This is a genomic window from Winogradskyella litoriviva (genome assembly GCF_013249065.1).
GTDB classification, from domain to species: Bacteria; Bacteroidota; Bacteroidia; order Flavobacteriales; family Flavobacteriaceae; genus Winogradskyella; species Winogradskyella litoriviva.
Genome location: NZ_JABRWQ010000003.1, coordinates 178,524 through 202,449 on the forward strand (window position 1 = coordinate 178,524; position 23,926 = coordinate 202,449).

The 23,926-nt window shown below is 34.7% G+C and carries 11 protein-coding genes; 2 read left to right on the forward strand and 9 right to left on the reverse strand.

Going from position 1 to position 23,926, the window contains the following annotated elements:
- Positions 1-3 precede the first annotated feature (3 nt).
- The 4 genes from HNV10_RS07400 to HNV10_RS07415 all read right to left on the reverse strand — a co-directional run bounded on the left by HNV10_RS07400 (position 4) and on the right by HNV10_RS07415 (position 10,979).
- The gene (locus HNV10_RS07400) at positions 4-3,207 is read right to left on the reverse strand and encodes a family 78 glycoside hydrolase catalytic domain (protein WP_173300698.1); all 3,204 of its coding nucleotides are present in this window, start codon (positions 3,205-3,207) and stop codon (positions 4-6) included.
- 96 nt (positions 3,208-3,303) lie between these two features.
- The gene (locus tag HNV10_RS07405) at positions 3,304-5,223 is read right to left on the reverse strand and encodes a hypothetical protein (protein ID WP_173300699.1); all 1,920 of its coding nucleotides are present in this window, start codon (positions 5,221-5,223) and stop codon (positions 3,304-3,306) included.
- A 137-nt stretch (positions 5,224-5,360) separates the two neighbouring features.
- The gene (locus HNV10_RS07410; protein WP_173300700.1) at positions 5,361-7,358 is read right to left on the reverse strand and encodes a T9SS type A sorting domain-containing protein; all 1,998 of its coding nucleotides are present in this window, start codon (positions 7,356-7,358) and stop codon (positions 5,361-5,363) included.
- 162 nt (positions 7,359-7,520) lie between these two features.
- Positions 7,521-10,979: a glycosyl hydrolase gene (locus HNV10_RS07415; protein WP_173300701.1), complete on the reverse strand. Its 3,459-nt coding sequence runs from the start codon at positions 10,977-10,979 to the stop codon at positions 7,521-7,523.
- A 235-nt stretch (positions 10,980-11,214) separates the two neighbouring features.
- Here HNV10_RS07415 and HNV10_RS07420 point away from each other — a divergent pair, with 235 nt between their 5' ends.
- Positions 11,215-12,150, forward strand: a complete 936-nt coding sequence (locus tag HNV10_RS07420) for a hypothetical protein (protein WP_173300702.1) — start codon at positions 11,215-11,217, stop codon at positions 12,148-12,150.
- 587 nt (positions 12,151-12,737) lie between these two features.
- Positions 12,738-12,890, forward strand: a complete 153-nt coding sequence (locus HNV10_RS07425; RefSeq protein ID WP_173300703.1) for a hypothetical protein — start codon at positions 12,738-12,740, stop codon at positions 12,888-12,890.
- Between the two features lie 80 nt (positions 12,891-12,970).
- On the opposite strand, the gene HNV10_RS07430 is transcribed toward HNV10_RS07425, so the two are convergent.
- The 5 genes from HNV10_RS07430 to HNV10_RS07450 all read right to left on the reverse strand — a co-directional run bounded on the left by HNV10_RS07430 (position 12,971) and on the right by HNV10_RS07450 (position 23,914).
- Entirely contained in the window at positions 12,971-15,568 is a 2,598-nt protein-coding gene (locus HNV10_RS07430) for a glycoside hydrolase family 2 TIM barrel-domain containing protein (protein WP_173300704.1), read from the reverse strand.
- Positions 15,569-15,586: 18 nt separating this feature from the next.
- Positions 15,587-17,341, reverse strand: a complete 1,755-nt coding sequence (locus HNV10_RS07435; protein WP_173300705.1) for a sulfatase family protein — start codon at positions 17,339-17,341, stop codon at positions 15,587-15,589.
- Between the two features lie 26 nt (positions 17,342-17,367).
- Positions 17,368-20,337 carry a carbohydrate-binding protein gene (locus HNV10_RS07440; RefSeq protein WP_173300706.1) on the reverse strand — a complete coding sequence of 990 codons (2,970 nt, stop codon included), beginning with the start codon at positions 20,335-20,337 and terminating at the stop codon, positions 17,368-17,370.
- A gap of 172 nt (positions 20,338-20,509) precedes the next feature.
- Complete coding sequence (locus HNV10_RS07445; protein ID WP_173300707.1) at positions 20,510-21,643, reverse strand: glycoside hydrolase family 88/105 protein; 1,134 nt, start codon at positions 21,641-21,643, stop codon at positions 20,510-20,512.
- Positions 21,644-21,646: 3 nt separating this feature from the next.
- Entirely contained in the window at positions 21,647-23,914 is a 2,268-nt protein-coding gene (locus tag HNV10_RS07450; RefSeq protein WP_173300708.1) for a glycoside hydrolase family 3 N-terminal domain-containing protein, read from the reverse strand.
- Between the last annotated feature and the right edge of the window lie 12 nt (positions 23,915-23,926).

The following is a 23,926-nucleotide window of genomic DNA, read 5'->3' on the forward strand; positions in this document are numbered from 1 at the left end:
GCTTTACTCTTTAAAAATTTTTAATTCCGAAATTGAAGCAGGCTGTAAGCCTTCTTCAATAAATACCCTGAATTTTGATGCCGTTACGTTATCAAATTTGTGGGTTTTACCTATGCCACAACTATTCCCATCAGAAAGAGTTTTCCATGTGTCATTCTCCCAAAATTGAATTTGATATTTAGAAATACTATTTCCAATCTCATCAATTACTACCGTATTAAACGTTTGTGGTTTTACCCAAGCCACTTCTAAGTATTGATTTTTAGTTTCAGCAGCCAACCAACGTGTTGTATCATCTACATCATTTGCTTTAAAAGCTTCAAAACCCGGTAGTTTTTCAGTTTCAATAAACATAGATGAAGCACTTATTCTACCAATTAAAGCTAAGTTAGTTAGATTATTTAATGGTTCTGGAAGTGTTGTTTTTGGCACATTATTTACTTTGAAATCGTAAATTCCTGATGCTACATTAAAGATGACATAATTACCAACTGCATCATTCTTTTCTGTGCCTATATAACTTATACCTTCTGAGTTTTCAGCTAACTGATTTCCTTCTGTAACATTTTCTTTATCTGTGGCTGGTAAATAAATTTTCGCTGTTGTATTTACAGGAACTTTAATATGAAAGGTTGCTTTATCATCTTTCTTTGTCCAATTAACAACTACATTACCATACAAAGATATATAGGCAGTATTTGCAAAAGTTAAATCGCCTACAGGAGCAGGTTTTATAATCATACTTTGCATTCCTAAACTTTTTGGATTAGGTCTGATTCCGCCAAAACCTTTGATAAAATAGCCACCAATTCCTGTGTAGCAGGTATGTATTTGACTGTTTCCAACTGCAGACCAACGCTCTGGCCAAACCGTTTTTCCTTGCTCTATAAAATAACCATAACTGGGATGATGCTTGTCTTGAAGTAATTTATATATTAAATCCATTCTTTCTCCAGACTCCGTAAAATAACGTGTGTATAATGCTTGTCCTGAGCTACCTGTATCGTAATAAGGAAACTTATACAACACATTATCTACTAAATTATCATAAACCTTTTTCTTTTCTGCTTCTGGTGTAACACCCGTTAATAACGCAAAAGCTTGATTTACTTGTTGTCCGCTACCATATTTACCAGTTTCAGAATTATAAGACCGTTTGTGCGTTGCTTCTTGTTGCACTTTTAGTCTATCTGCATACTTTTTTGCATCTTTAGTTTTACCTAAAGCCGTTGCTGTTTTTACAGCATTGTCTAACATATATGCATAGACACAATTATTAAAATGTATGGCATCTGGTGAGTTACTACTAGTCCAAAAATTCCCTCTAGGTGTGCACCAATCTCCTAAACCAGGAAATTCTCTTGCGCCTTGTTTTCCTGCTTTTAGAGCTCCTCCTATTTCGTAATATGAGTTATCAAACAACCATTTCATCCATTTTTGCATAGATTTATAATTGTCTTCTAGCACCTTTTTGTCTCCAAGCATTCTGTAAGTTTCCCAAACCGTTAATGGACTATTGGCTTTCCACATTAAAAATGGTCGGTCTTCTTCGTTTATAACACCCCTAATTTGACCATCAGACAACTGAGCATCTCGGGTATATTGAAGATACTGATCCATATAAGCACCACTTTCAAAATTGGGTAAAGCATCGCCATACATGGCAGCTACGGTAACTTCTCCCCAACCTCGACGTTCTCTGTGTGGGCAGTCCACTAAAATACCATCCATAGTATTTGCTAAATAGGTATTTAAATTGATTTGATAAATTTGATTGAGTTGCTCATTTGATGATGTAAATTTGCTAATTTGCTTACGATTGTTAGTAATGACGTAACCTTTGATATCTTCTAATTTAGGCTTATAATTCAAACCATAAGCGGTAATCCATCGTCCACCAGCTACATTAAATCGGTTTTGGAATTTTCCTTCTCCTGATTTACCATAGATATATTTACTTTTTTGATTCCAGTTCATAACCACCTCCGTTTGATCACTAATTTCAAACGTAATTGAATCGCCTTCTACACCATTATACAAATCCATTTCAAAAAAACCAGTATAGTTTTTTCCCATATCAATACGATAAGTACCATCATCGTTTTCATCAATAGCCACCGCTTTTATCTCTTCATATCTTACTTGTGGCTCTACCATTTGTGCACTTAGAGTAGCTTTAATAGGACTGTATAAGGCGCGAACTTTTCTATCTTTTTTACTGTTTAGAGCAAAATTAATGTTGTTTCCTTTAGCTATTTTTGCATTCAATGCTTCATGATTATAAACAACTGCATGCTTCCAGTTCGTATCATCATAATCTGATGTATTCCAATTATCCTCACGTTTTCTATCGTCAATAGTTTCTCCTCCAAAACGTAAAACATCCCAATCACCATAATACTCGCTATGGCTCTTTTTAGTTTTCCAGGTTTCGTCTGTACTTAACGTTATCTGCTCGTTATCTGTTTGAATTTCGGCTTGCGCTTTAAACACAAAAGGGATATTTCTGTATTCTCTAATTCGTCGCCATCTAGACCAACCTGCAGCATGCCAAACAGCAATTACATTATCACCTTTTTTCAGTTTATCTGAAATGTCATAAGTTAAATAAGGAATTCTTTTTTTCATGTATGATGATACTGGATTCATGACATTATCAGTAACTTTTTCTCCATTCACATACAATTCATGATACCCAAATGAGCCCACAAATACGAATGCTGATTCCGCTTTTTCTTTTAATTCAAAGTTTTTTCTGTACCAATTGTGGTCCGTTTTCTTTTGATCAGATTTTAAAATCCAGTCACCTTTCCAATCAGATTGTTTTAACAGTCCCATAGAAAATATCCCGTAATCACTCCATTTTGAGGCGATTCCATCTTTATCCCAAACTTTTACTTTCCAGAAATACTGTTTTGCAGATTCTAATTCATTTCCTAAAAAGGTATTATTTACAGATTGGTTTGTTTCTACTTTACCCGAGTCCCAAACATCGCCAGTATTACTTTCAAGGTTTTCTAAGTTACAGGTAACTAAAATTTGATAGGCTGTTTGTTTTTGACCTCTGGTTTTATTGTTGTCAACTAACCTCCAGCTTAATCTAGGACTTGTATTATCTATACCTAATGGATTTGAACGATATTCACATGTAAGGTCTGTAAGTGAAACTTTGGATTGCGAATCACAACTAATTATCGATATAATCAATATTACTAGTAGGAATTTTAATAGCTTCATTTATATGGCTTGATTTACTTTGACTATTAATTTAATTCACCTTTATTCGTTGGTTTATCTTCTAAATTAACTTACCGAAATAGAAATTTCTAAATCTTGTTTTTTTTCTGAATCGAAATACGCTTCAATAGGAATCGCCTCAACACCTGGCACCATATTAAAGGTTCTACTACCAGACATCGCCTTAATTTTTAAAGGCACATTAGCTTTTATAGTCACTAAGCCTTCTGGTTTTTGAATCGTCATTTCTCGCTCAGAAATTTTCGTAACAACTTCATTATTTGGTGAAACGATTGGTAATACGAAGGCAGTTTGTGTTTTAATATCTTGTTGTGTACTTACTCTTATTTCTGTTATATCCGCAGAACACTTGTATGCAATATCAAAAGCAGAGGCAGTTCCATCAACAATATTTCTATCTACATTCTTCAACTTTACATCAGCCTTTAATTCAATAGCACCGTTTTCATCTTTAGATGTTATCTTAGCAGGTAAATCGTATAAGTTTGTGTACCAAACGTCATCTTTAAAAGTTTCAATACGAGGTGTTAGACAAATATCTTTTCCAGGCTGAGGCTGTTGATTATTTTTTTCAACCAAATGATATTCTGCCATACTTGCCGCACATAACAAGCCTACTTTATTATGGTATAAAACGCCTAAAGCACCTCCTGACGCTTGACGAAAATCTTCTTTGTAATGGTATTCTGCATCATAAGCACTTACAGTCCCTCTCCAATCGCCTCTTGCAAATAGAAAAACATCTAGGTCTTTAAAATGTTTTACACCATCTGCTGTCATTCTTGGTAAACTCGCACTTGAATTAATTTCTGGTAAATGGTCCCAATGGTCTAGCAATGCTGCTAAAGGTTTTGCATGCGTAAATGTGTGGTGCACACAAGGTGGAATCCCTGCCTCAATAAAACCAGGACCACCATGAATTAATCCATCTGCAGTGCAACGTTGTAATAATTCTGTGTTTTTTATAGCTGCTGTTCCAAAAGCAGGATTGATGTGTGCCATCATCCCAAAGGCTGGTTGGCTACCATCGCAAGTTCTGCTTCCCCAATAACTCCATTTGTACATACGGTTGCCCCAACTATTATCCCAAGCACCATCTGGTAACATAAATTCTAAATGGCTATTTAAGGATTTGGTTAAAATTTGTAAGAGTTCTTCGTCTTTTTCTTTAAGCGCATACATTACTAAACTATTTAAGGTTTCTTCTACATTATAGCCTAAATCTACACCGTGTAATCCCTTCTCGCTTAGTTTACTAGAACTCTTTTTACATTCACCAAATAACAAACCTTCATTAGCTGTAAAATAAACTTTTACTTCAGACGCTAGTTTTTTACTCTTAGCTTTAAAATCGTCTCGATTTAAAACATTCCCAATTAAATTTAAGCCATATACAGCTGTGCCAGGGTAATTGATATTGGTAAAGTCTATTGTAAATGTATTGTATATATATTGTCCTGCTTTTTCTAAACGAACTGTCCAAGCATTGCGAGTTGTTTCATCTAAAACATGACCATGATAATGCAATGCTTCTGCTAATGCTATCGCTCCAAAAATGGTGATTCCTTTCCAAGATTTTGGATTTTTAATTACAGTCCAAGCTCCATTTTCTTGCGAGACATTATTTTCTGCCCAAGTCATTACTAATCTAGCGCCTTCTATATATTTTTCATCACCAGTTTTATCTGCCATAAATAAAAATGGATATACAGCATCCATACAACGTCCATGAATATGTGAGCAAGAAGGACAGCCTAAAGCACCATGAACATCTAAATTAGACGGATTATTAATCTGTACTTTTAACATACCATCGCACCACTCTTTTAAAAGTCCAGAAATTAAATTTTTAAATTCTAGGGAGTGTTCTGGATGAGTAGAACATGCAGTTAATAGTCCTGACATTGGAAGTGACAAACCTACTCCTGCAATAGTTGAAAGTTTAATAAAGCTACGTCTTTTCATTTTATTATGATATAAGATATTAAGGAAAAATAATTTAATTCAATAGAAAAACTATCCTGTTTTATCCTGTTGTTTTAAAAACAAAAGAGGCTATCTTTTAAGACAGCCTCTTTGAATTACTAAAATAGGATTTATAATTAGTTTATTATCAGTTTAGTCTGAATAGTTTTGTTATCATCTGTGGTTGCTCTAACTAAATACAAGCCAGATGTTAAATTTCTATTATTTCTAATTTCAATTTTTCCATTAGTTGTAGCGCCATTATATACAACTTTTCCTAGCATATTGTAAATTGTAATATATGCATCAATACTATTGTTTACGGTAATGATAAAATTACTATTTGCTGGGTTAGGATAAACTTTTATTGAAGCTACTGTCAATTCATTATCTTCAATACTTAAAGATTGGCTTGTTGGTATGGCCTCCCATACACTTCTCATATCTGTATCAGCAACTGGAATATGCGTTACCTGCCCATTTATTTCATGATACATAAATCTACCACTGGTACCAGATTCAAATCTATACGTTTCATCAGTTTCGTTATAATGTAACGTCCAAACTTTATCGCTAGAACTTGTTGTTGTACCTGTACTTAAAACTACATAAGGACCTCCAGGGCCTCCAGAACCTGGTGCACGCAATATTCCATTAACTTCACTATCTATATTAACTAATGCGCCTTGTTGCACAAAAGTCCAATGCGTGTTTTGCGGTTCACCTGAATCTGTCATGGTAACTGGCATAGCTGATGCCTCTGCATCCGTTAAAAATTGTCCTGTGGCTACATTTCTAAATCTAAAAACATCATCACTAGGGGCTGGACCTGAGTTATCTACAACTTCAACTTTCTCATATGTTGTATTTGCCCATCTAAATTGGGCTCTACCTCCTCTAACGCGGTATGCACCATATCTAATACCAGATTCTGTGCCTCTTTCTGGTTCTGGGATATTCCAATTAAATGTTTCACCGCCAATTACTGCATCACAATAATGAATTTTTTGGGTGGCATCATTTGGATCTACCCTAAAACCTACCTCTAGTTCAAAGTCAATTTCTTCATTTTTATTTACTTGTTTTAGAAAAACAACTTCCCGACCGCTACCTTCTCCTCCGCGATATAAAATACGTTCGGCATAAATATCAAACGCCACTTGCTTGTCTGCATTGATACCTGTACCATAAACGGGCTTAGCCAAGTACAAACAAATAGCTGGATCGTTAGAACCTCCACCACCCGTGTGTTTTCCTTTTGCCTGTATTAAATAGCTACCATCCTGACTGAAAGAACCTCCATCTCCTACTTCAAGAATTCTTACAACTCCAGTGAATCTTGCGTAACTCCCAACACCAGTTTCTCCAGATCTGGGTAAAGAACGCTCTATTCTAGGCTGTAGGGTACTTCCATCCCAGTGGTTAGACCCATCAGTAATGTTATAAACACCCCAAGTCTTACCATAAACATTACTCTCTGAGTAATCAGAGTAACAACTTCTATCATCAGCAGTACCTACATTAACAGGGTTTGGTAGATCTACATTTCTAGTATTGTCATTTTGAAATTCACCTGAAGCAGGACAAGATAAATCTGGATTTGTGTCTTCATCTGGAGCTATCTCTACAGGAATTTCCACAAAAGGAATGAGTTCCCAATTACTTCTATCATCCGTATCTGCAACGACAACATGAGTTACTGTTCCATTTGCGTCATGATACAAATATCTACCACTATTGCCCGATTGAAATCTATAGGTATTATCCGTTTGGTTGTGTTGTATCGTCCAAACTTTATCAGCATCTGTTGCTGGAGAAGCTACAGTTGTGCTAACAACTACATAAGGGCCACCTGGACCTCCAGAACCTGGTGCTCGTAATATTCCTAATACCTCACTATCAATATTATAAAATGCTCCGCTTTGTACAAAAGTAAAATGTGTACTCACAGGTTCACCTGTATCTGTCATAGTAACAGCTGTTGCACTTGAACCTGTATCGGTTAAGAATAGCCCAGTTTCGACATTTTTTAATCTAAAAATATCATCAGAAGGTGGCGCGTCTTGCGCTGCTATGCCAAGTGAGCATAATGTAAAACAACAAAATAATAAGGTTTTAAAAGTAATTTTTTTCATAGCTGCTTTAATTTTTGTTTAATGATACTTAATTTAGCTTAAAAAAGTATCCTGAACTATGCTGAGTTGAAAGATAAATTAGGATTATTTTGGTTTAATAACAACATCTTTAAGATAAACGAAATGTCTGAACGCAAATAGAACCATTAAAAAAATAGCCCCTTAATTGATTGATTTTAGTACAACAGGTCCAATTAAACCTGAATCTTCTAATTCAGTCTCATTTTTTTTAGGCGGATTGGTTGTCCAAGTTTTCTTTTTGCCTTTTGGTCTTTGATTATCAAAAATGAGTTGATTACGCCAGGTATTGGTCACTTTTATCTCTAATCGATTTTCACCATTGGTCACAAATTCACTAATATCAAAAGTAAAAGGAGGTGCCCATTTCACACCAACTTTTTTACCATTGCACCAAACTTCTGCAATGTTTGCAACTTCTCCTAAATCTAATAAAGTGGTTTTTCCAGTTGCTTTAACCTCAATGGATTTTGTGTAGGTTATTGTGCCAGAATAATGTTTTACATCATTATTGTTAAGCTCCGTTAGTGATTTTAATTCTGGAATTTCAATAGCGTTTGGAGTATCCCAACCATCAACAAAAGATAACGTCCAGTTATTTTGAAGTGATTTTTCTTTGATACCTACTGTTATTTTGGTTTGTGGTGTATTCTTATGAAGAATATAATCTCCAGAAATTGATGCCGTAAACTCATTTCCATTCCAATTTAATTTTGGATAATCATTTGTTTTAACTGTTTTATACCATCCTGTTTTAGTATCTAAAATAGTTTCATCATTTAACGTCACTTTTGATGCTATTGGTTTTATATCACTCTTAGAAAACACAATAATTGTGCTTCCATTTGCTGGTAAAGAAACTGCAACATTTGTTCTACCATTTATGGCTTTCCATACTTTAGCATCTTGCTGAATTCCAGTAAAAGCATCCCAAATTTGAGGTGATAAATTATCAATTCTAAAACTCAAGGAAACGTTTATAGGATTATCATCATTTGAAGCGACAAAATAAATATGTGCATCTTTTGTTTCTCTATGAATCCAATTGATATTTACATCTTCTGACACAATTACATCTCTAGCAATATTTTCTGCTATTAATACTTCATTAAGCGTTTTTCCCCAATAAACTTTTCCTTTCCCAACATTTTTAATTCCACTATCAGTATTTCCCCATAATTCATCAGAAATTATTTTCAATTCTTTTAAATCATTTTTATCATCCATTAAACTCGGTGAATCTTGAGGCTTATCTCCAAGAATTACAGCACCTGCTACTACTAATTCTCTTAATTTCTTTGCTGTAGACAACAACATTTCCTTTGAGTCTCTAAGTGTAATAATGCGATAATCGCCTGCATTTTCAACATGAATTTTACCGTTTTTTACACTTAATTTTTCATTTAAAATTTCAGCATTCAAATAGTCGAAACGATAACCTTTAGGAAAATAATCTAAGTCGAAAGGTGGACGCTCAAAATGGTCTCCATAGTATCTCAACACATCAGCGACATATTCACCTTGTTGTAAAACATATTGATTTCGCGCCAAATAATCCGTCCAATCTGGCATATATTTCCACCAAGTTTGTTGTCTTACTAGAGGAAACCCAATATTACCACCAAAACTAGAACCTGGAAATACATCAGTTTGTGGTGTATGCGAAAATGTATGAAAGACTAAATGATTTACACCCTTTGTAAAATTATAGTCGATTAAATATTTTACCGAAAACGGATGTTCATTCCATTTAACTCCTACCTGCGTGCAAGCTTCGGCTGCTAAAATTGGCTTATTGTATAAATGAACCGCAGATGCAGCATTATAAATAGGTTTAGCATATTCATTTTGAGCAGATGGTGCTTTTGGATACCAAAATTCGGTCATGGGTATATCACTAACACCATAATACCGCATAGGATCGATAGGTAATACTTCGCCTCCAGCTCCTTCTGTATAGACTTCAGCTCCCATATTGTGCGCCACAGTTGCAAAATGCTTAAAGAAATTATCAATAAATACCTCATCCATGGTATGACGTAAATCTCTTAAGAATTTAGTAGTTACCTCAGGACTATCCACTATATATCCCATTGTTGCTGGCAAGTATGTTTTCATACTATATCCTCTTCTATTCTCAAATTCTGTAAACATATCTTCGGAATTCATTGTCCACGTAGGTACATGACTTTCCCAACTATCAATTAATAAGCCATGTAATTTACCATCTCCAATTGGACCACCATCTTTAATTAAATTACCAATCATACCATTGCGTAAATGGTTTTCAATAGCTATTTTATCTAGTTTACTCGATTCCCAACCCGTTGCCTCAGGCACTGCTGGTTTATTTTTAAGTCGCATATTGATGTGACCAAAACGGATAACTGTCCAATTACCCTCAGGAGCTTCCCAATTTAATTTACCTTCGGAAGTCATTTTATCAGAAAAGTTAATAATTGTATTGGGTTTAATAATTGTGTTTTGGGCATAATCAATTTGTGCATCGTCTTTAAGACGACGTAATACTTTAGCAGCTTTAGCTTGGTGATTGTGAAGTTTTGGATTTGAACTCAATCGGATAAATTCTGGCGCTATATTATGATTGCCTTCAAAAGTGAATACAAATCGATTAGATGTTGTTTCAGGAATAGCCAGTGTGAGATGTTTACGTCGATCATTCCAATTGGCATCAGGTAGTTTTACAGTTGTAATTGTTTTTAGTTCGCCATCAACTAAGGCTTCAACTTTAATAGCTACATCTACCTTTGGATATTCCGTACCCATAATAATATGACGCAGTTGCGGAAAAGTTATTGTGCGTAATGTAACAGGATTGTTAAAGGTAGTTTTTACCCAAGTATCTGCATTATTTACTTTTGAAATACCATTAGCCCTATACGCCTTTAAAGGTTTATCTAGTTGAGTTGTTTTCCGAGTAACATTAATTTTAGAATTAGGATTAAATATAGCTTTCCAAGGCACTACAGTATTATTGGTTTCTATTTTTGATGGATTTAAAGGTTCTATATCATCACCTTCTAGCGTTGGAAAAGCCAATAACTGAACATCTTGATAGTTGTAATCTGAAGTCTTATATAATGAATCTAATTCTAATATTTGATTATATGTTTTTCCTCCTGAAACTCTATAAACCGTCTCTACCAATTCGCGTTGTGCCTCTTCTACTGGTACCCAAGGACCGCCTGTCATAGACCAACCTGGACAATTTTGCATGGTAAATTTTAAGCCTAAACGCTTACATTCATCCGCTGCATGCCTAATCATATCTTCCCATTCTGAAGATAAAATTTTAATAGGTTTTACATTTGGGAATGGTCTTCCGGATTTATTAAATAAATGAATACCTTGCAAACCTGCCGCTTTTATCGCTTCTAAATCTAACGTTAAGCCTTCATTGCTGATGTTGTTTCCGTTAAGATGAAACCAAGTTTCTGGGTAGTATTTTATTGATGGTGCTTTGAAATTTTTTGATAATTCAGTAAACGTTACCGAAAATTCACTACTTACACTCTTCTCTTTTTTTGTTTGACAGCTAAAAACTGAAACTACTATAAAAAAGAACATTAATTTATACTTCATTTTACTGATATTTAAATGATAAATAAACCATATTATTTAGAATAAAGCATCCTGTGGAATCACGCCTGCAACATAAAAAAATAGTCTTACCACCTATTAGTCTATATTCGAATTCATTTTAAAGCCAATTATTGCAATTTACTTTTTCTAATTTCCCTCTAAAAAAAACAGCATACAACAGGACAGTTCAGAATAGTACATTTATTATTTTCGTTAAAAATTTATAATCATAATTATGAAAAATTCAAAGTTCAATTTCAAACTTATTCCAATACTTACATCAATTGTTTTTGTAGCTTTCTTTTCTTGTACAAAAGATGGTCTAGGATATTCTGAAGACATATTAATTTATGAAAATGTTGAACCTGACCCTGACCCAGATCCAATTACTGTAGTTGTGGCTGCGGATGAAGATACAGGTTCTTACACAACATGTAATCCCGATGGTGAAAATGCTACTAGAACGTGCTGTGATTTACCAAACCCTGTTAATGTCGGAACTATTGACGACAGAACTTGTTATGCCAACTACAAAGAAAGTGTTATTGATGGTCTAACTTGGGGCATATACAATATAACTGATGGCTCTAACAATCAAGATGCAGCAAATACCCTTCAACCTAGGATGGAACGTTCTTTACCTGTAGCAAACTCTAATGTAGGATCATTTGTAAAATTTAACGGAGATTTTAGAATCCTTGAAACAGCGGATGCAGGTTCTTTTAGTCAAAATGGGACTTACATTGCGCAAGCCAAAGGACAACATACTGGTGGTGGTGGTTCTCCAGACCCAGCTATTTGTTTATATTTAGCTAAGCCCGTTTACGGCACAGGTGATAATGCAGACAAGCAAGTGGCATTTGACATATATGCCGAGCGTATCTTAGAGCGAGGAGGAGAAGGTAGCGGCAGAGAAGTTGTTCTATTAACAAGAGTTGATAAAAATGAAATAGTTTCTTTTGAACTAGCCGTAGGTTTTAAAGAAGACCCAAATGATGCAACCCAAAAAATACATTATTGCAATGCTATAATTGGCGGTGAAACATTTAATTGGAATATCCCAGAACCAGAAAGAGGAACGCAATCTAAAATTAGATATGGTGCATACCGCGTTAAAGGAGGTAGAGCACAAATTAGATGGGCAAATACTACCCATGAAATAGTTGAATAATATATTATCATATAATTGATTTCTTTGTAGTGAAATATAAATAATCAGTATTTCAGATTTAACAACCAATAAATCATTATAAAAAAAACAGCATAAGAGATGCCCTTAAGAACCTCGTAATGGCATCTCTTATGCTATAAGCTCCAAAAATATAGAGTGTCAACTCAAAAAGTAATACCGTATCCACGGTTTATCAGGTTCGGTATAGCGTTAATGCCTATTCCTTTAATGACGAATTTAAAAGTGGTCAAATGGACCTCTTTGATGTGATGGAAGGTGCTTCAGATATTAATCTCAATGCTGTTTGACCACATATTATTTTTCATCCTATCCTAAACATCCAAAAAAAGCCTTAAATTTTTGCTTTAAAAAAACGAGCATTAGAACTTGGTTAAAACATCTTATGGACTGTGGCTGGCATACGGAATGATTTTGTAACTGCAAACGAAGAGGCTATAAAGTCAGATCTTAAAGTGATTAAGAATGGCTAGATATTTCATCTGTAATAGGCTCTTCTATTTTGAGAATATTTACAGGTAGAAACCTCCCAGATAGTTACTCCAAAGAACAAATAAAAACGTGGTTGGTTGAAGCCTATAAGCGCTGCGCCCAATATGGAGCAGGTAGACTCTGAATGGTTCGGTCTATTTTTTGATATTTCTGGTCTTCGAACCACAAGCGACCCTTATGCTCAAGCAGAAAAACTAGCTCCTTATGTCAATTACTGGTTTATAAAATAACATGTATATCACAATCAAGAGAAAATAAAACTCCTCTATTCAAATAAATAAGGCTTTATTTTTTTTGTAAACAGTAACAATTAGTTAATACGTCTTAGTTTTATACCACTAAGTCTGGTTTTCCCTTTTTTTGCTTTAAAGTTTACTGTTATTCCTTTATCATCTTCAACAGTTATTAAAAAACGTTTAGCCACACCACGATTGTCTCCGTATTCTTTTTTAAGATTTAATTCACTCCAAAGTACTTTACCATTCACTTCAATATCCATGATGTTTTCTTCCTTTGTTTTTAATTCTGCTAAGAGAAAGGACAATTCATAAGTACCATTAGGAACGTCAAATTTATAAGCCTCAACACCGATTAATTGGGTTTGATAGATAGGATCATTTTCTGTGCCTTTTACACTAATATCTGTACCAATAGTATTTCTTCTATTACTTGGGTGTCTTAACAATTCGCCACCAACATAACCAAAACTTCCCACTTCATAAGCTTTATCTGGCATCCATAAATAATTTACATTATGGTCTTCATTAAAATAACAGGTAGACCCAACATTAATCGCAATTTCATTAAATGGATTTTTGGTGCTTTTTAAGTTTTTTGGTTGAAGCGTAAAATCAATCGTCGCGTAATCCTTTATTAGCTGTCCGTTTTGTTCTGAAACCGCTTCAATTAAATTCTCGCCACCTTTTAATGGGACATCGAATGTGGCTGTTGAAAAATCAAAAGTTTTCTTTCCTAATGATTCACCATTGACAATTAATTCGACATCTTTTGAATTGCCGACAATAGTAATAGGTTGTATTGCAAAAGTTCCTCCTTGAGTATCTGCAATGCCTGCTCTGTTTTTCCAAGCTTTTGAGGCAATCGCCAAAAATGGTGTTTTACTGAGTAATGCTTTATAAAGGTAAAAGGCATCTTTTTTCTGTCTGTTCGCCGACACTAAACCTTTATTGTTTATATGAGGAACGGCATCTTTACGATGTTCTACTTGAAAATCGGCATAATTCCAGACGTTGGCACCAACGATTTCTGGCATATCTAAAATCGTTTTCATGTACGCTTTATGCAGTAAAAACTGATATTCTATACTAAAATCAAAACGAGTTGGATTATAAGACCTGATTCTTGGGTCGGCTCCACCACCATATTCACTTAAAATAAAAGGTTTATCTGGGTCGAGCTCCAACGAACGTTTTACCAAACTTCTCAAATTTTTGTCAATATCCTCAAGTTCTTCCACGTACCAACCATAATACTTATTATAGCCCACTAATTCTGTAAATCTTATGCCTAATTTATCCTGATACGCTGGTTCTCTAAAAAATACAGAATACGAATATCTCGTGTGATCCTCTTCTTTGATAGTTTCCGCTAAAACTTTATGCGTTTCTACAAAATGTTTTGTGTAAGCTTCACCTAAATCTTTTGGCGCTTTCATCGTGGTTTCGTTTCCTAAATTCCAAGCGACAATAGAAGGATGATTATAATTAAATCGAATAGCTTCTTTCAACATATTAATGGTGTTCTGCTTTCCGGCTTCGTTCGCTGCTGCTTTATTTACAAAGGGAATTTCTAAGGTGGTTACAAAACCGAGTTTGTTGCACATTTCTAATATGGCAGGATCTTGTGGATAGTGGGCAATTCTTAAAAAATTGATACCCATTTCCTTGAGTAATTTCATGTCATAGCGATGAATTTCATCACTTACAGCATTGGCTTTCCCTAGAAAATCTTGATGCCTGTTAGTACCAATTAACTTCGTTTGTTTTCCATTAATGAAGAATCCCTTTTTAGAATCGAAACTAAACCATCTAAATCCAAGAGGGTTTTCTATACGATCTAAAACAACACCATCTTTATCTACTATTTCTGATACTAATTTATACAAATATGGATTATCTGGCGACCATAAATTAGGATTGTTTATTGTAAATTCTGAAAACACATCTTTTTGGAATGCTGCTTTAGAAATCACTTGTTTTACCATAGTGTCTTGAGCATCAAATAAGGTGTGTTGAACGAGATATTTTCCTTTTTTCGGTCTTACTAATTTAGATTCTATAGTTATTTTTGCTGACGCTTCAGAGACCTCTGGTGTTCTCACAAAAATAGCATTGGCACCCATATTTGCCACTTCAAAATGAACAGGTTTAGTTATGACCAATTGGATATCTCTGTAAATACCACCATAAAATGAAAAGTCCGCTGCTTGTGGAACAATTTCATCATTATGAGCGTTATTTACTTTTACGGTGATTTCATTTTCCCCTTTCTTTAAAGCCGAAGTAATATCTCTAGCAAATGTGGTGTAACCACCAATATGGTCTTTACCAACGGTTTTTCCATTTACAAATAATGAAGTAACTTGATTTACCGCTTCAAACAATAAAAACACCTTCTGATTTTCATATACTTTAGGAATGGTAATCGTCTTTTTATACCAACCATCACCTCGATAATAGCCATCTTCGTCATCTAGAATATCTTCGGTATTCCAAGAATGGGGAATAGTTACTTTTTCCCATGAGATTAAATCATCATTTGAAAATGGTGTATCTAAACTTCCTTTATGAAACTGCCACGAATCGTTTATGGTTTCTAAGTGCCTAACCTGTTGAGAATAGCTAATAATGAAGCTAAAAAACAGGAATAAATTTATTATACTTTTCATTATTTTTTATGGAACTATTTAATTGAATTCAACGGTTTTACTAGGCACAAATCCAATACGATGCGCTTGGACTAATATTTTTTCTCCGGCAGAAAGCTCTATCGGATTTTGATAAACCATCCAAGATTTTGGTGTTTTTCCTTCTTTAATAATTTTATACCCAATAGATGCTCCTTCAGTTTCGCAGCTTATGCTTACTTTTCCATTTTCAGAAATCACAATAGGTTCTAAAGTTTTAGGCTTGCTGTCTTTTCCTGACCATAAACGGTTCACCAATTGTCTTTCCTCAAAATTTGGTACATCCTCGATTTCATTTAACCATCTATCCATTTCGGCACTTAACTCAATAAGCTTTTCTTTATAGTCTGGGTTTTCAGCAAGATTATTTAATTCATCAGGGTCAACCGAACAATCAAACAGCTCTTCTCTTGGTTTACTTTCTCTAAACCATTGTTTTTGGTATTCATTTAATTGACCTTCATCTCGCAATCGCAGCAATTCTTGCATTGCTGGAATTCGCTCTCTGTATTCAATAGGTAGATAATAGCCTTGTTCGGGTCTGTAATTTCTAATGTATTTAAATTGTTTATCTCTAACTGCTCTGATTGCATCTGTCTCTCCATCAAAACGGTCGGCCGCAGCATGAATATAATCACGCTCTTTAGTTTTGTACTCTCCTAAAAAAGCCTGGCCTTGCATATAGGACTTTGGTTCTTCACCAATTAGTGATAATAAAGTTGGTGCAAAATCTACAAAACTTATCAATTGATTATCTTTTTTGCCTGCTTGCGACTTTTTAGGAAAACGAATAATCATAGGAGTATTTAAACCTGAATCATAGATTAATCGCTTTTCCCTTGGTAATGGCCCTCCATGATCTCCATAGAAAAATATAATTGTATTTTCCAACAGACCGTCTTCTTCCAATTGTTTTAAAACCGCACCTACTTGACTATCCATTTCTGCAATATTATTATAGAGTTTCCAAAAATCGCGTTGCGTAACTTTATTATCTACTAAGTAAGGTGGAATCTTGAATTTAGTATCCTTAGGAAGATGAATGGTCGTTTCTTCCTCCGTTTTTCGATTTTTGGCATGAGATTCTCCAAAGTTTTTCCATTTGTAATCTTTATTCCCAGAATGGTAATGTCTCGTTTCAATTTCTCTAAATCCATAAGGTTCAAACAAACCCGATTCGTGTGTTTCGGTGAAGTTAATTACCGAAAAGAAAGGCTGATTATCTTTTCTGTTTCGCCAATGCGCATAAGGACTACTCTCGTCCCAAGCGGTAACAGGAGCTTTAAATTGGTAATCTGTTTTATAGTTATTGGTGCAATAATATCCTGCTTTTCTAAACCATTCGCTTATCATTTTTACTTCCGAAGGCGGAACAGCTTCATAAGCTGGCAAACCTGTTTTATCCATATTAGAGTTTGTTCGCATATGGTTTGCACCAATACTAGATGGATACATTCCTGTTGCTATTGCAGCTCTGCTTGGAGCACACACACCAGACGTTGAATATAAGTTTGGATAAATGACTCCCTCGTTAGCCAATTTACTTAGATTAGGAGTTGCAACCGTATTATCACCAAAAGGCGGAATATAAGCACCCATATCTTCGGTAACTAACCAAAGTATATTTGGGCGATCTGGAAGTTCTAAATCAGTTGAAGCATTGGTTGTATCTACGTTTGAATCTTTTTTATCTTGACAGGCCTGAAGAAAAACTAGGCTTATGACTATCCAAATATTGAAATATTTTATTTTCATGATTAATCTAAAAACATTTAAAATTATTATCTATACAAAAGGCGTTTTGTAATACCATCATCAGTTTTTAAGATATATATACCTTTAGAAAAGTTTGATAAATCAACTAATTTGCTATTGCCTTCATTTACTTTTACTCCCAAAATAGAATATACCTTCCACGCTTTCTGTAAACTTAAATTAAACTTTCCGTCCTTACTTGGCACAGGGTATACATTAAGATTATTAGCAGCTTGTTCAAAATCATTGACACTTAAACTACCTAATCTATTGAGTGCTACATAGTCGTACGATGGTCCGTTACCGCCTTGTGGTATCCTAAACTCTAAAACAGAAACTCCTTCATTGAGATTAAATTCTACAGATTGGTAATTTAGAAATACGACTGATCCATTTTCATCTTCAGATCTTATGATTCCTGATGTTGAAGAACCACCTTGATCAAAAAATAATTCTGTTGATGACGACAAGTCTTTTGGAAGTAAATAAGCCCCAATAGATTTTGAAGTAGAAGAGAACGTTTTGTAATTTATAACCATTTCATATCGTCCTGCTTCCGTTACATTAATTGTATATCTGGTAAATTCATTAGGCTTTAAATCATTTATAACATATTCTGTGGCTCCTGCAGAAATATCGACATCTTCATCGGCACCTGCACGATAGACTCCACCTGAGTTTCCAACTGTTGTATCAAAAAATGCTAATCCTGGACCTCCAAAATCGTAATCTTCTAATTGTATAGTACCTGGAACAAGATGTGGCGTACCAAAGAAAGGCCGCGTAGGAAAACCAGTGCTCGTAACCGTTATTGTATTTTCTCTAGTTCTTCCTCTGTTATCTGTTAACACCAATTTTAGTTGGTAAGTACCTTCTTCAATATTTTCCAATACTATATCATTTTGCCCATTAAAACCCCAAGTGAATGGTGTCGATGTAGTACTTCTTACCAGAACATCGTTTATAAATAAATCTAAACTTGAGATATGCTCTGGTGCTGATGTTATTGATGCTTCAACTTCAATATTTTCTCCAGGCTCAATATTATCTAAATCATTTGGTGTTACGAAACTAGGAGGTTCTATTGAAGGAACAGCAGCTATATTAATCTTATCAAGATTGAATCCTCCGTTTTGAACATTTAACTTGAGCTCATGAAGTCCCTTGGTTAACGGAACGGTTAATTTGGTAATACCTTGAAAATCTGTAGCACTAGACGTTTGTGGTAATGCGAAATTTTCAAAAATGATCACCTCATCTATCTCAATACTTACCGATGCTCCCAAACTCTCTGAGGCATAAATGAATTCAAAATCGTAATCATCAGTTTTTAAAACATTTACATCGTACTTTAACCATTCACCATTTTGCGTATCGCCTACATAAGTAATATCATTTTCCATACCTACATCTACACCATCTGTATCTATTGCTGAACTTAATGTGTTATCTGCTGTAGTATCAAAGTAGCCTACGCCATCACCTCCAGCGTTGTATTCTTCAACTTCAATTGTTCCTTCTATTAATTTTATAGATTCATCATAATAGATTTCTGAAATTTTACTTACTGACAATGGAGGAAGTGTAATGGTACCTGTACCTTCATTAATTAATTCTAAAGAATTTGAATAATAATCCACTGGTGCAACTACTCCTAAATTATCGAATACTAAAGCCTCATGTTTAAAACTTCTAGAATAAATTAAATCATCAAATATTAATTCGAACACAACAGGTTTATTAGTTAGGTTAACTGCTACTACTTTAGTTTCACCAAATTCGTCAGTTGTTGCTCTCGCATTAACAGCATTAACAGAACCTAAGGTTGTAGATAATTGTGCATTTGAAGTTACCGTTCCATCTAACATGGTCGCATCTCTAAATACATCTTGAATAATTTCATAGGTAGATAAATAGCCTCTTTTCTGTAAAGGATAGACAGGTTCTCTATCATCTCCAACCACAACCATAGCATTTAGTACCCGATTAAAAATAAACCAATTTGCTCTTTCATAGATATCTTGATTTTCTGCCATAAACAGAAATGCATCTGCCATTCCTAAACATGCACCTCCATGTACCTCACTACCTGCAGAAACTCCCCATTCCGTTAACCAAACTGGTTTTCCTGGGGCAAAATTTCTTACCCAGTTAACGTCGTTAGCTAATTCTAATTTAGCAGTTAACAACGCACTATAGGCACTATTACTTTCACCTGGTACATCAGGATCTGCTCCTATATATTTGTGTATGGTAATGGCATCAAAAAAATCACCATTTCCGATAATTGTATTATTATAATTTTGATGTGATCTTCTCCAACTTAATGGTAGTGATAACTTTATATTAGGAAAATCTGCTTTTAAAGCATTTGAAACTTCGGTAGCTCTTGCCAAATACATTTCTGGAGTTTCGGTATTCCAGCTACGTTGTCCTAACCAAAAATGTTCGTTACCTAATTCTATAGCCGCAACTTCTAGTCCTAAACCAATATCGTGATAAGCTCTAGCCACACTACTTGGTCCATCGTCAAAATTAATACTGTAGGTCCACATCATATCGTAACCTTGACCTCCAGTTAAATTTATTTTTTGTGTATTTAATTCTGCAATACCATCAATATCACCACTTCCACTAGCTACAAAAATATCTAAAGCATCCTGGTGGTCTCGGTTATCATAACTGTCTTGTTGGTAACCATCTGTTTCCCACTCATAAAAGTTAGCCCATACTCCATGAGGAAAACGTATAGTTACAGGATCAACTAGATTAATAAAGTCTTTTTGTACTTGCGTATCAAATCCTTGAATGTTATATCCTATTATTTTGTTATTAAAAACTTCAGTTTCAGATGAATTAACATTTAAAGATGCCGTAATTGTCTCTGGTAACGTAAAAGGATACGTTTGTGCATTGACTCGCCATGTAAAAACAAACAAAAGCGATACTGTAAAAGTTATAATTTGACTTTTTGAAAGCTTTGTGACGCTACCCATAATTATACAATTATAATATTGACTTATAAAGTTAAAATTATGCATATAACAATGCATCATGGACTATCCTGTAATAGGATTTAATGAAGAACTCGTTTAACCTTTTTGCTAATTAAAAAGTTTAAACGAGTTCAAATACACTAATAAATTATTTTAATCGTGAAGGTTTCCGTTATTCCAACTTTAAGACTTCACTTCCAGCTAACAGAAAAGCTCCTGTTCCAAAATTTTGCCATGAATCTACCGATGCAGGCTCTGGAAAAGCACCTATATTTTGCACCCAACCAACTCGACCATCTTCATGCTGACAAGCCGCTATAGCTTTCCAAGCTTTTAGGACTGCTGGTTTATGTTTCTTATCCACTAATCCATTATTAATTCCCCAAGCCAAAGCAAATGTATGGAAACCACTTCCACTTACCTCACCATGATTATAAGATTCTGGACTTAATAAACTTGTGCGCCATAAGCCGTCTTCTGGCTGAATTTCTAATATTTTCTCAGCCATTTCTTTATATAATTTTTCGTAAAACGGACGGTGTTTGTAATCTTCTGGCATATCATCTAAGATTAAGGCTAAACCTGCTATCACCCATCCATTTCCTCTAGACCAAAACACTTTTTTACCATTAGGTTCTTTAGTGTCTTTATCATTTCCTTGCCATACAAAGCGCATATCTCTTGCAAACAACTGCTCTTCTTCGTCATACAGCTGGTTATAAGTTTCCATGTAATACTTATGCATTTCATCTAGATACTTCGTTTCTTTTGTGTGTTTAGCGTATAAATTCAATACAGGTGGTGCCATAAATAATGCGTCACACCACCACCATAAAATGGTTCTCCCATATTTACTTTTATCGGTTCCTGCTTTCCAGTTATCATCTTCGAATAGATGTGCATCTAGAAAGTTCTTTGTTGGCTCTAAGTCTACAAAATTCTTTCTCCCATCGGTCATATCTACGTATAAATAACTGTATGAAATTGCCACATCATCTGCATGATGTGCGCGTTTAAATGTATTCCAATTATTCCAATAGCCTTGGTTTTTTAGTGCAGCCATATACATCATATCTTTTGTTGTCTTATGTGCTCTAGCCACACCAGTGTAATAAGCTCCGTTGGTCCAATCAGTTGGTGCTATGGCTATAATTGGGTGTGCTTCTTGCCATTCTAAAGCATTTATCATAGATGCTTTAATTTGTGTTTTATCTATAGAAACCGAGTCTTTTTCGATATTTTTTTGAGCTACTGAACAGTTAAAAAGAGTAAAAACTGCTAAAAGTGTTATTAACGACTTATTCATTTTTTATTTTTTTAATTTGAATGTTGTTTCTAAATAATCTTGAGAAGATGTTCCTACTTTAACTGTATAATCACCAGGTTCTAAAACTTTCTCCATGGTTATACCTGTAAATTCAAGCATTTTTGGTGTAATTTTAAATATTACGGTTTTACTTTCTCCAGCATCTAATTCTATCTTTTCAAAACCTTTTAATTCTTTATCTGGTCTAGTTACCGAACCTATTTCGTCTTTGATGTACATTTGAACCACTTCTTTTGCCTTAATACTACCATTATTAGTAATTTTTACACTTACCTCTAGTTCTGTATCTGGTGTTATTTCTCCATTAGAGATTGTAATATCAGAATATTCAAAATCAGTATAACTTAGTCCATGACCAAAAGGATATAACGGTCCTTTACCTAAAAATAAATATTCTTTTTTATAATTAATTTCTTTCATACTGTAATGGTAAGGCAATTGCCCAATAGATCTCGGAATCGTAACAGGTGATTTTCCTGATGGTGATAATTCACCAAATATGATTTTTGCTACCGACTCATCTCCAAATTCACTTAAATCCCAAGTATCTAAAATAGCATCGGCTTCAGCTGCAATTGTATTGATAGATAATGTTCGTCTGTGCTTTAGAACCACGATAACAGGTTTTCCTAATGCTTTTATTTTTTCAACAAGCTCATCTTGAGGACCAACTGGATCGATAGTAGCACGATCTCCTAAAGTACTATTACTAAAATAAGCCTCTTTAGAAGTAAACTTATCACCTCCTAAAAACAAAATAGACACATCTGCACCTTTAGCTGCGTTTACTAGTTTAGCAATAGCTTTTGGATCCCGTTCCATTAATTCTGGTGCACCTCCTTTTTCATTGGTTAAATTAAACCCTTTTTCGGCAATGAATTTTATATTTGAACCTGAAACCAATTCGAACATTGCTTTAGTATCGTCTTTTAATAATGGGCCTAACAATGCAACTTTTGTCGATTTTTCTTTACTTAACGGAAGTGCATTGTTTTCATTTTTCAACATAATAATAGACTCTAAATCCGATTCTTTCGCTAATTCTAAAGACGATTCTGCTCTAACGCCTTTTTTTACATCTTCTATATCAATATATGGATTGTCAAAAAGTCCAAGAATGAATTTTGTTCGCAACACACGACGTACCGAACGGTCAATTAATTTTTCTAAATCAGGGTTATTCTTTACCATTTCGGGTAAATACGCATAAGAATCTTCTGCATACAAATCAATATCTATTCCTGCCTCCAAGCCCATTTGAGCAGCGGCTTCTGGACTTTCGGCTACATTCATAAAATAAAACAAACGCGCAATATCATTAGAATCTGACACTACATAGCCTTCAAATCCCCATTGATCGCGAAGCACACCTGTAAGCAATTCTGGATTTCCATGGCTCGCCACACCATTAATATCGCCATGTGACGCCATAATACCCAACGTTTTTGCTTCTTTTACAGCGGCTTCAAATGGTGGGTAAATTTCATCAATTAACGTCCTTGGTGAAATCTCAATAGCCGCAAAATTAGAACCACCCAAGACCTGGCCATAACCTGCAAAATGCTTGGCCACAGCACCTATATGAGTACCATTTCCTAATCCTTCATAATCACCCTGGACACCTATTATTGCATTTTTAACCATTTGAGTAGTTAAGTAAGTATCTTCTCCAAAAGCTTCACTCATACGTCCAAAACGAGGGTCGCGAACAATATCTGCCTCAGGTGAATGGCACATGTGCATTCCTCTTAATCGTGCTTCTCTACCAACAACATCCCATTGACGCCTTACCAACTCTGGGTTGAATGATGCTGCTGATGTTATTGAACGACCAAATTTAGTACAACCTTCTGCATCTACTCCATTATAAGATTCTGTAACAAACAATGCTGGAATTCCCCAACGGTTGTTTTCAATAATATATTTTTGAAGTTCGTTATTGAGTTTAGCTGCAGCTACAGCATCAATATGTTCTCCTGGATTTTTGATTCCTGCAATACCTAATTTTAGTTTTTCAATGACTTTCTCGGAAAGTTTCAAATTTCCATTTTCATCTGGTTTAGTCCCTATGTTGGCATGAAAAATTCGCATTTGTGCTACTTTTTCTTCAAGAGATAATTTAGGCAATAAAGCTTCAACGCGTTCATCTATTGATAAGGATGCATCTTTATAATCTTTTTCAACTGGTTTGGAACAAGATGATATCGCTACTGCTAGAACTGTAAATAATATTAGTGACTTTCTTTTCATTATTGATGTGAT

Coding starts and splice junctions, on each gene's coding strand:
- HNV10_RS07450 (WP_173300708.1), bottom strand. CDS start 23,914: ATGAAAAGAAAGTCACTAATATTATTTACAGTTCTAGCAGTAGCGATA.
- HNV10_RS07420 (WP_173300702.1), top strand. CDS start 11,215: ATGAAAAATTCAAAGTTCAATTTCAAACTTATTCCAATACTTACATCA.
- HNV10_RS07430 (WP_173300704.1), bottom strand. CDS start 15,568: ATGAAAAGTATAATAAATTTATTCCTGTTTTTTAGCTTCATTATTAGC.
- HNV10_RS07405 (WP_173300699.1), bottom strand. CDS start 5,223: ATGAAAAGACGTAGCTTTATTAAACTTTCAACTATTGCAGGAGTAGGT.
- HNV10_RS07410 (WP_173300700.1), bottom strand. CDS start 7,358: ATGAAAAAAATTACTTTTAAAACCTTATTATTTTGTTGTTTTACATTA.
- HNV10_RS07440 (WP_173300706.1), bottom strand. CDS start 20,337: ATGGGTAGCGTCACAAAGCTTTCAAAAAGTCAAATTATAACTTTTACA.
- HNV10_RS07415 (WP_173300701.1), bottom strand. CDS start 10,979: ATGAAGTATAAATTAATGTTCTTTTTTATAGTAGTTTCAGTTTTTAGC.
- HNV10_RS07445 (WP_173300707.1), bottom strand. CDS start 21,643: ATGAATAAGTCGTTAATAACACTTTTAGCAGTTTTTACTCTTTTTAAC.
- HNV10_RS07435 (WP_173300705.1), bottom strand. CDS start 17,341: ATGAAAATAAAATATTTCAATATTTGGATAGTCATAAGCCTAGTTTTT.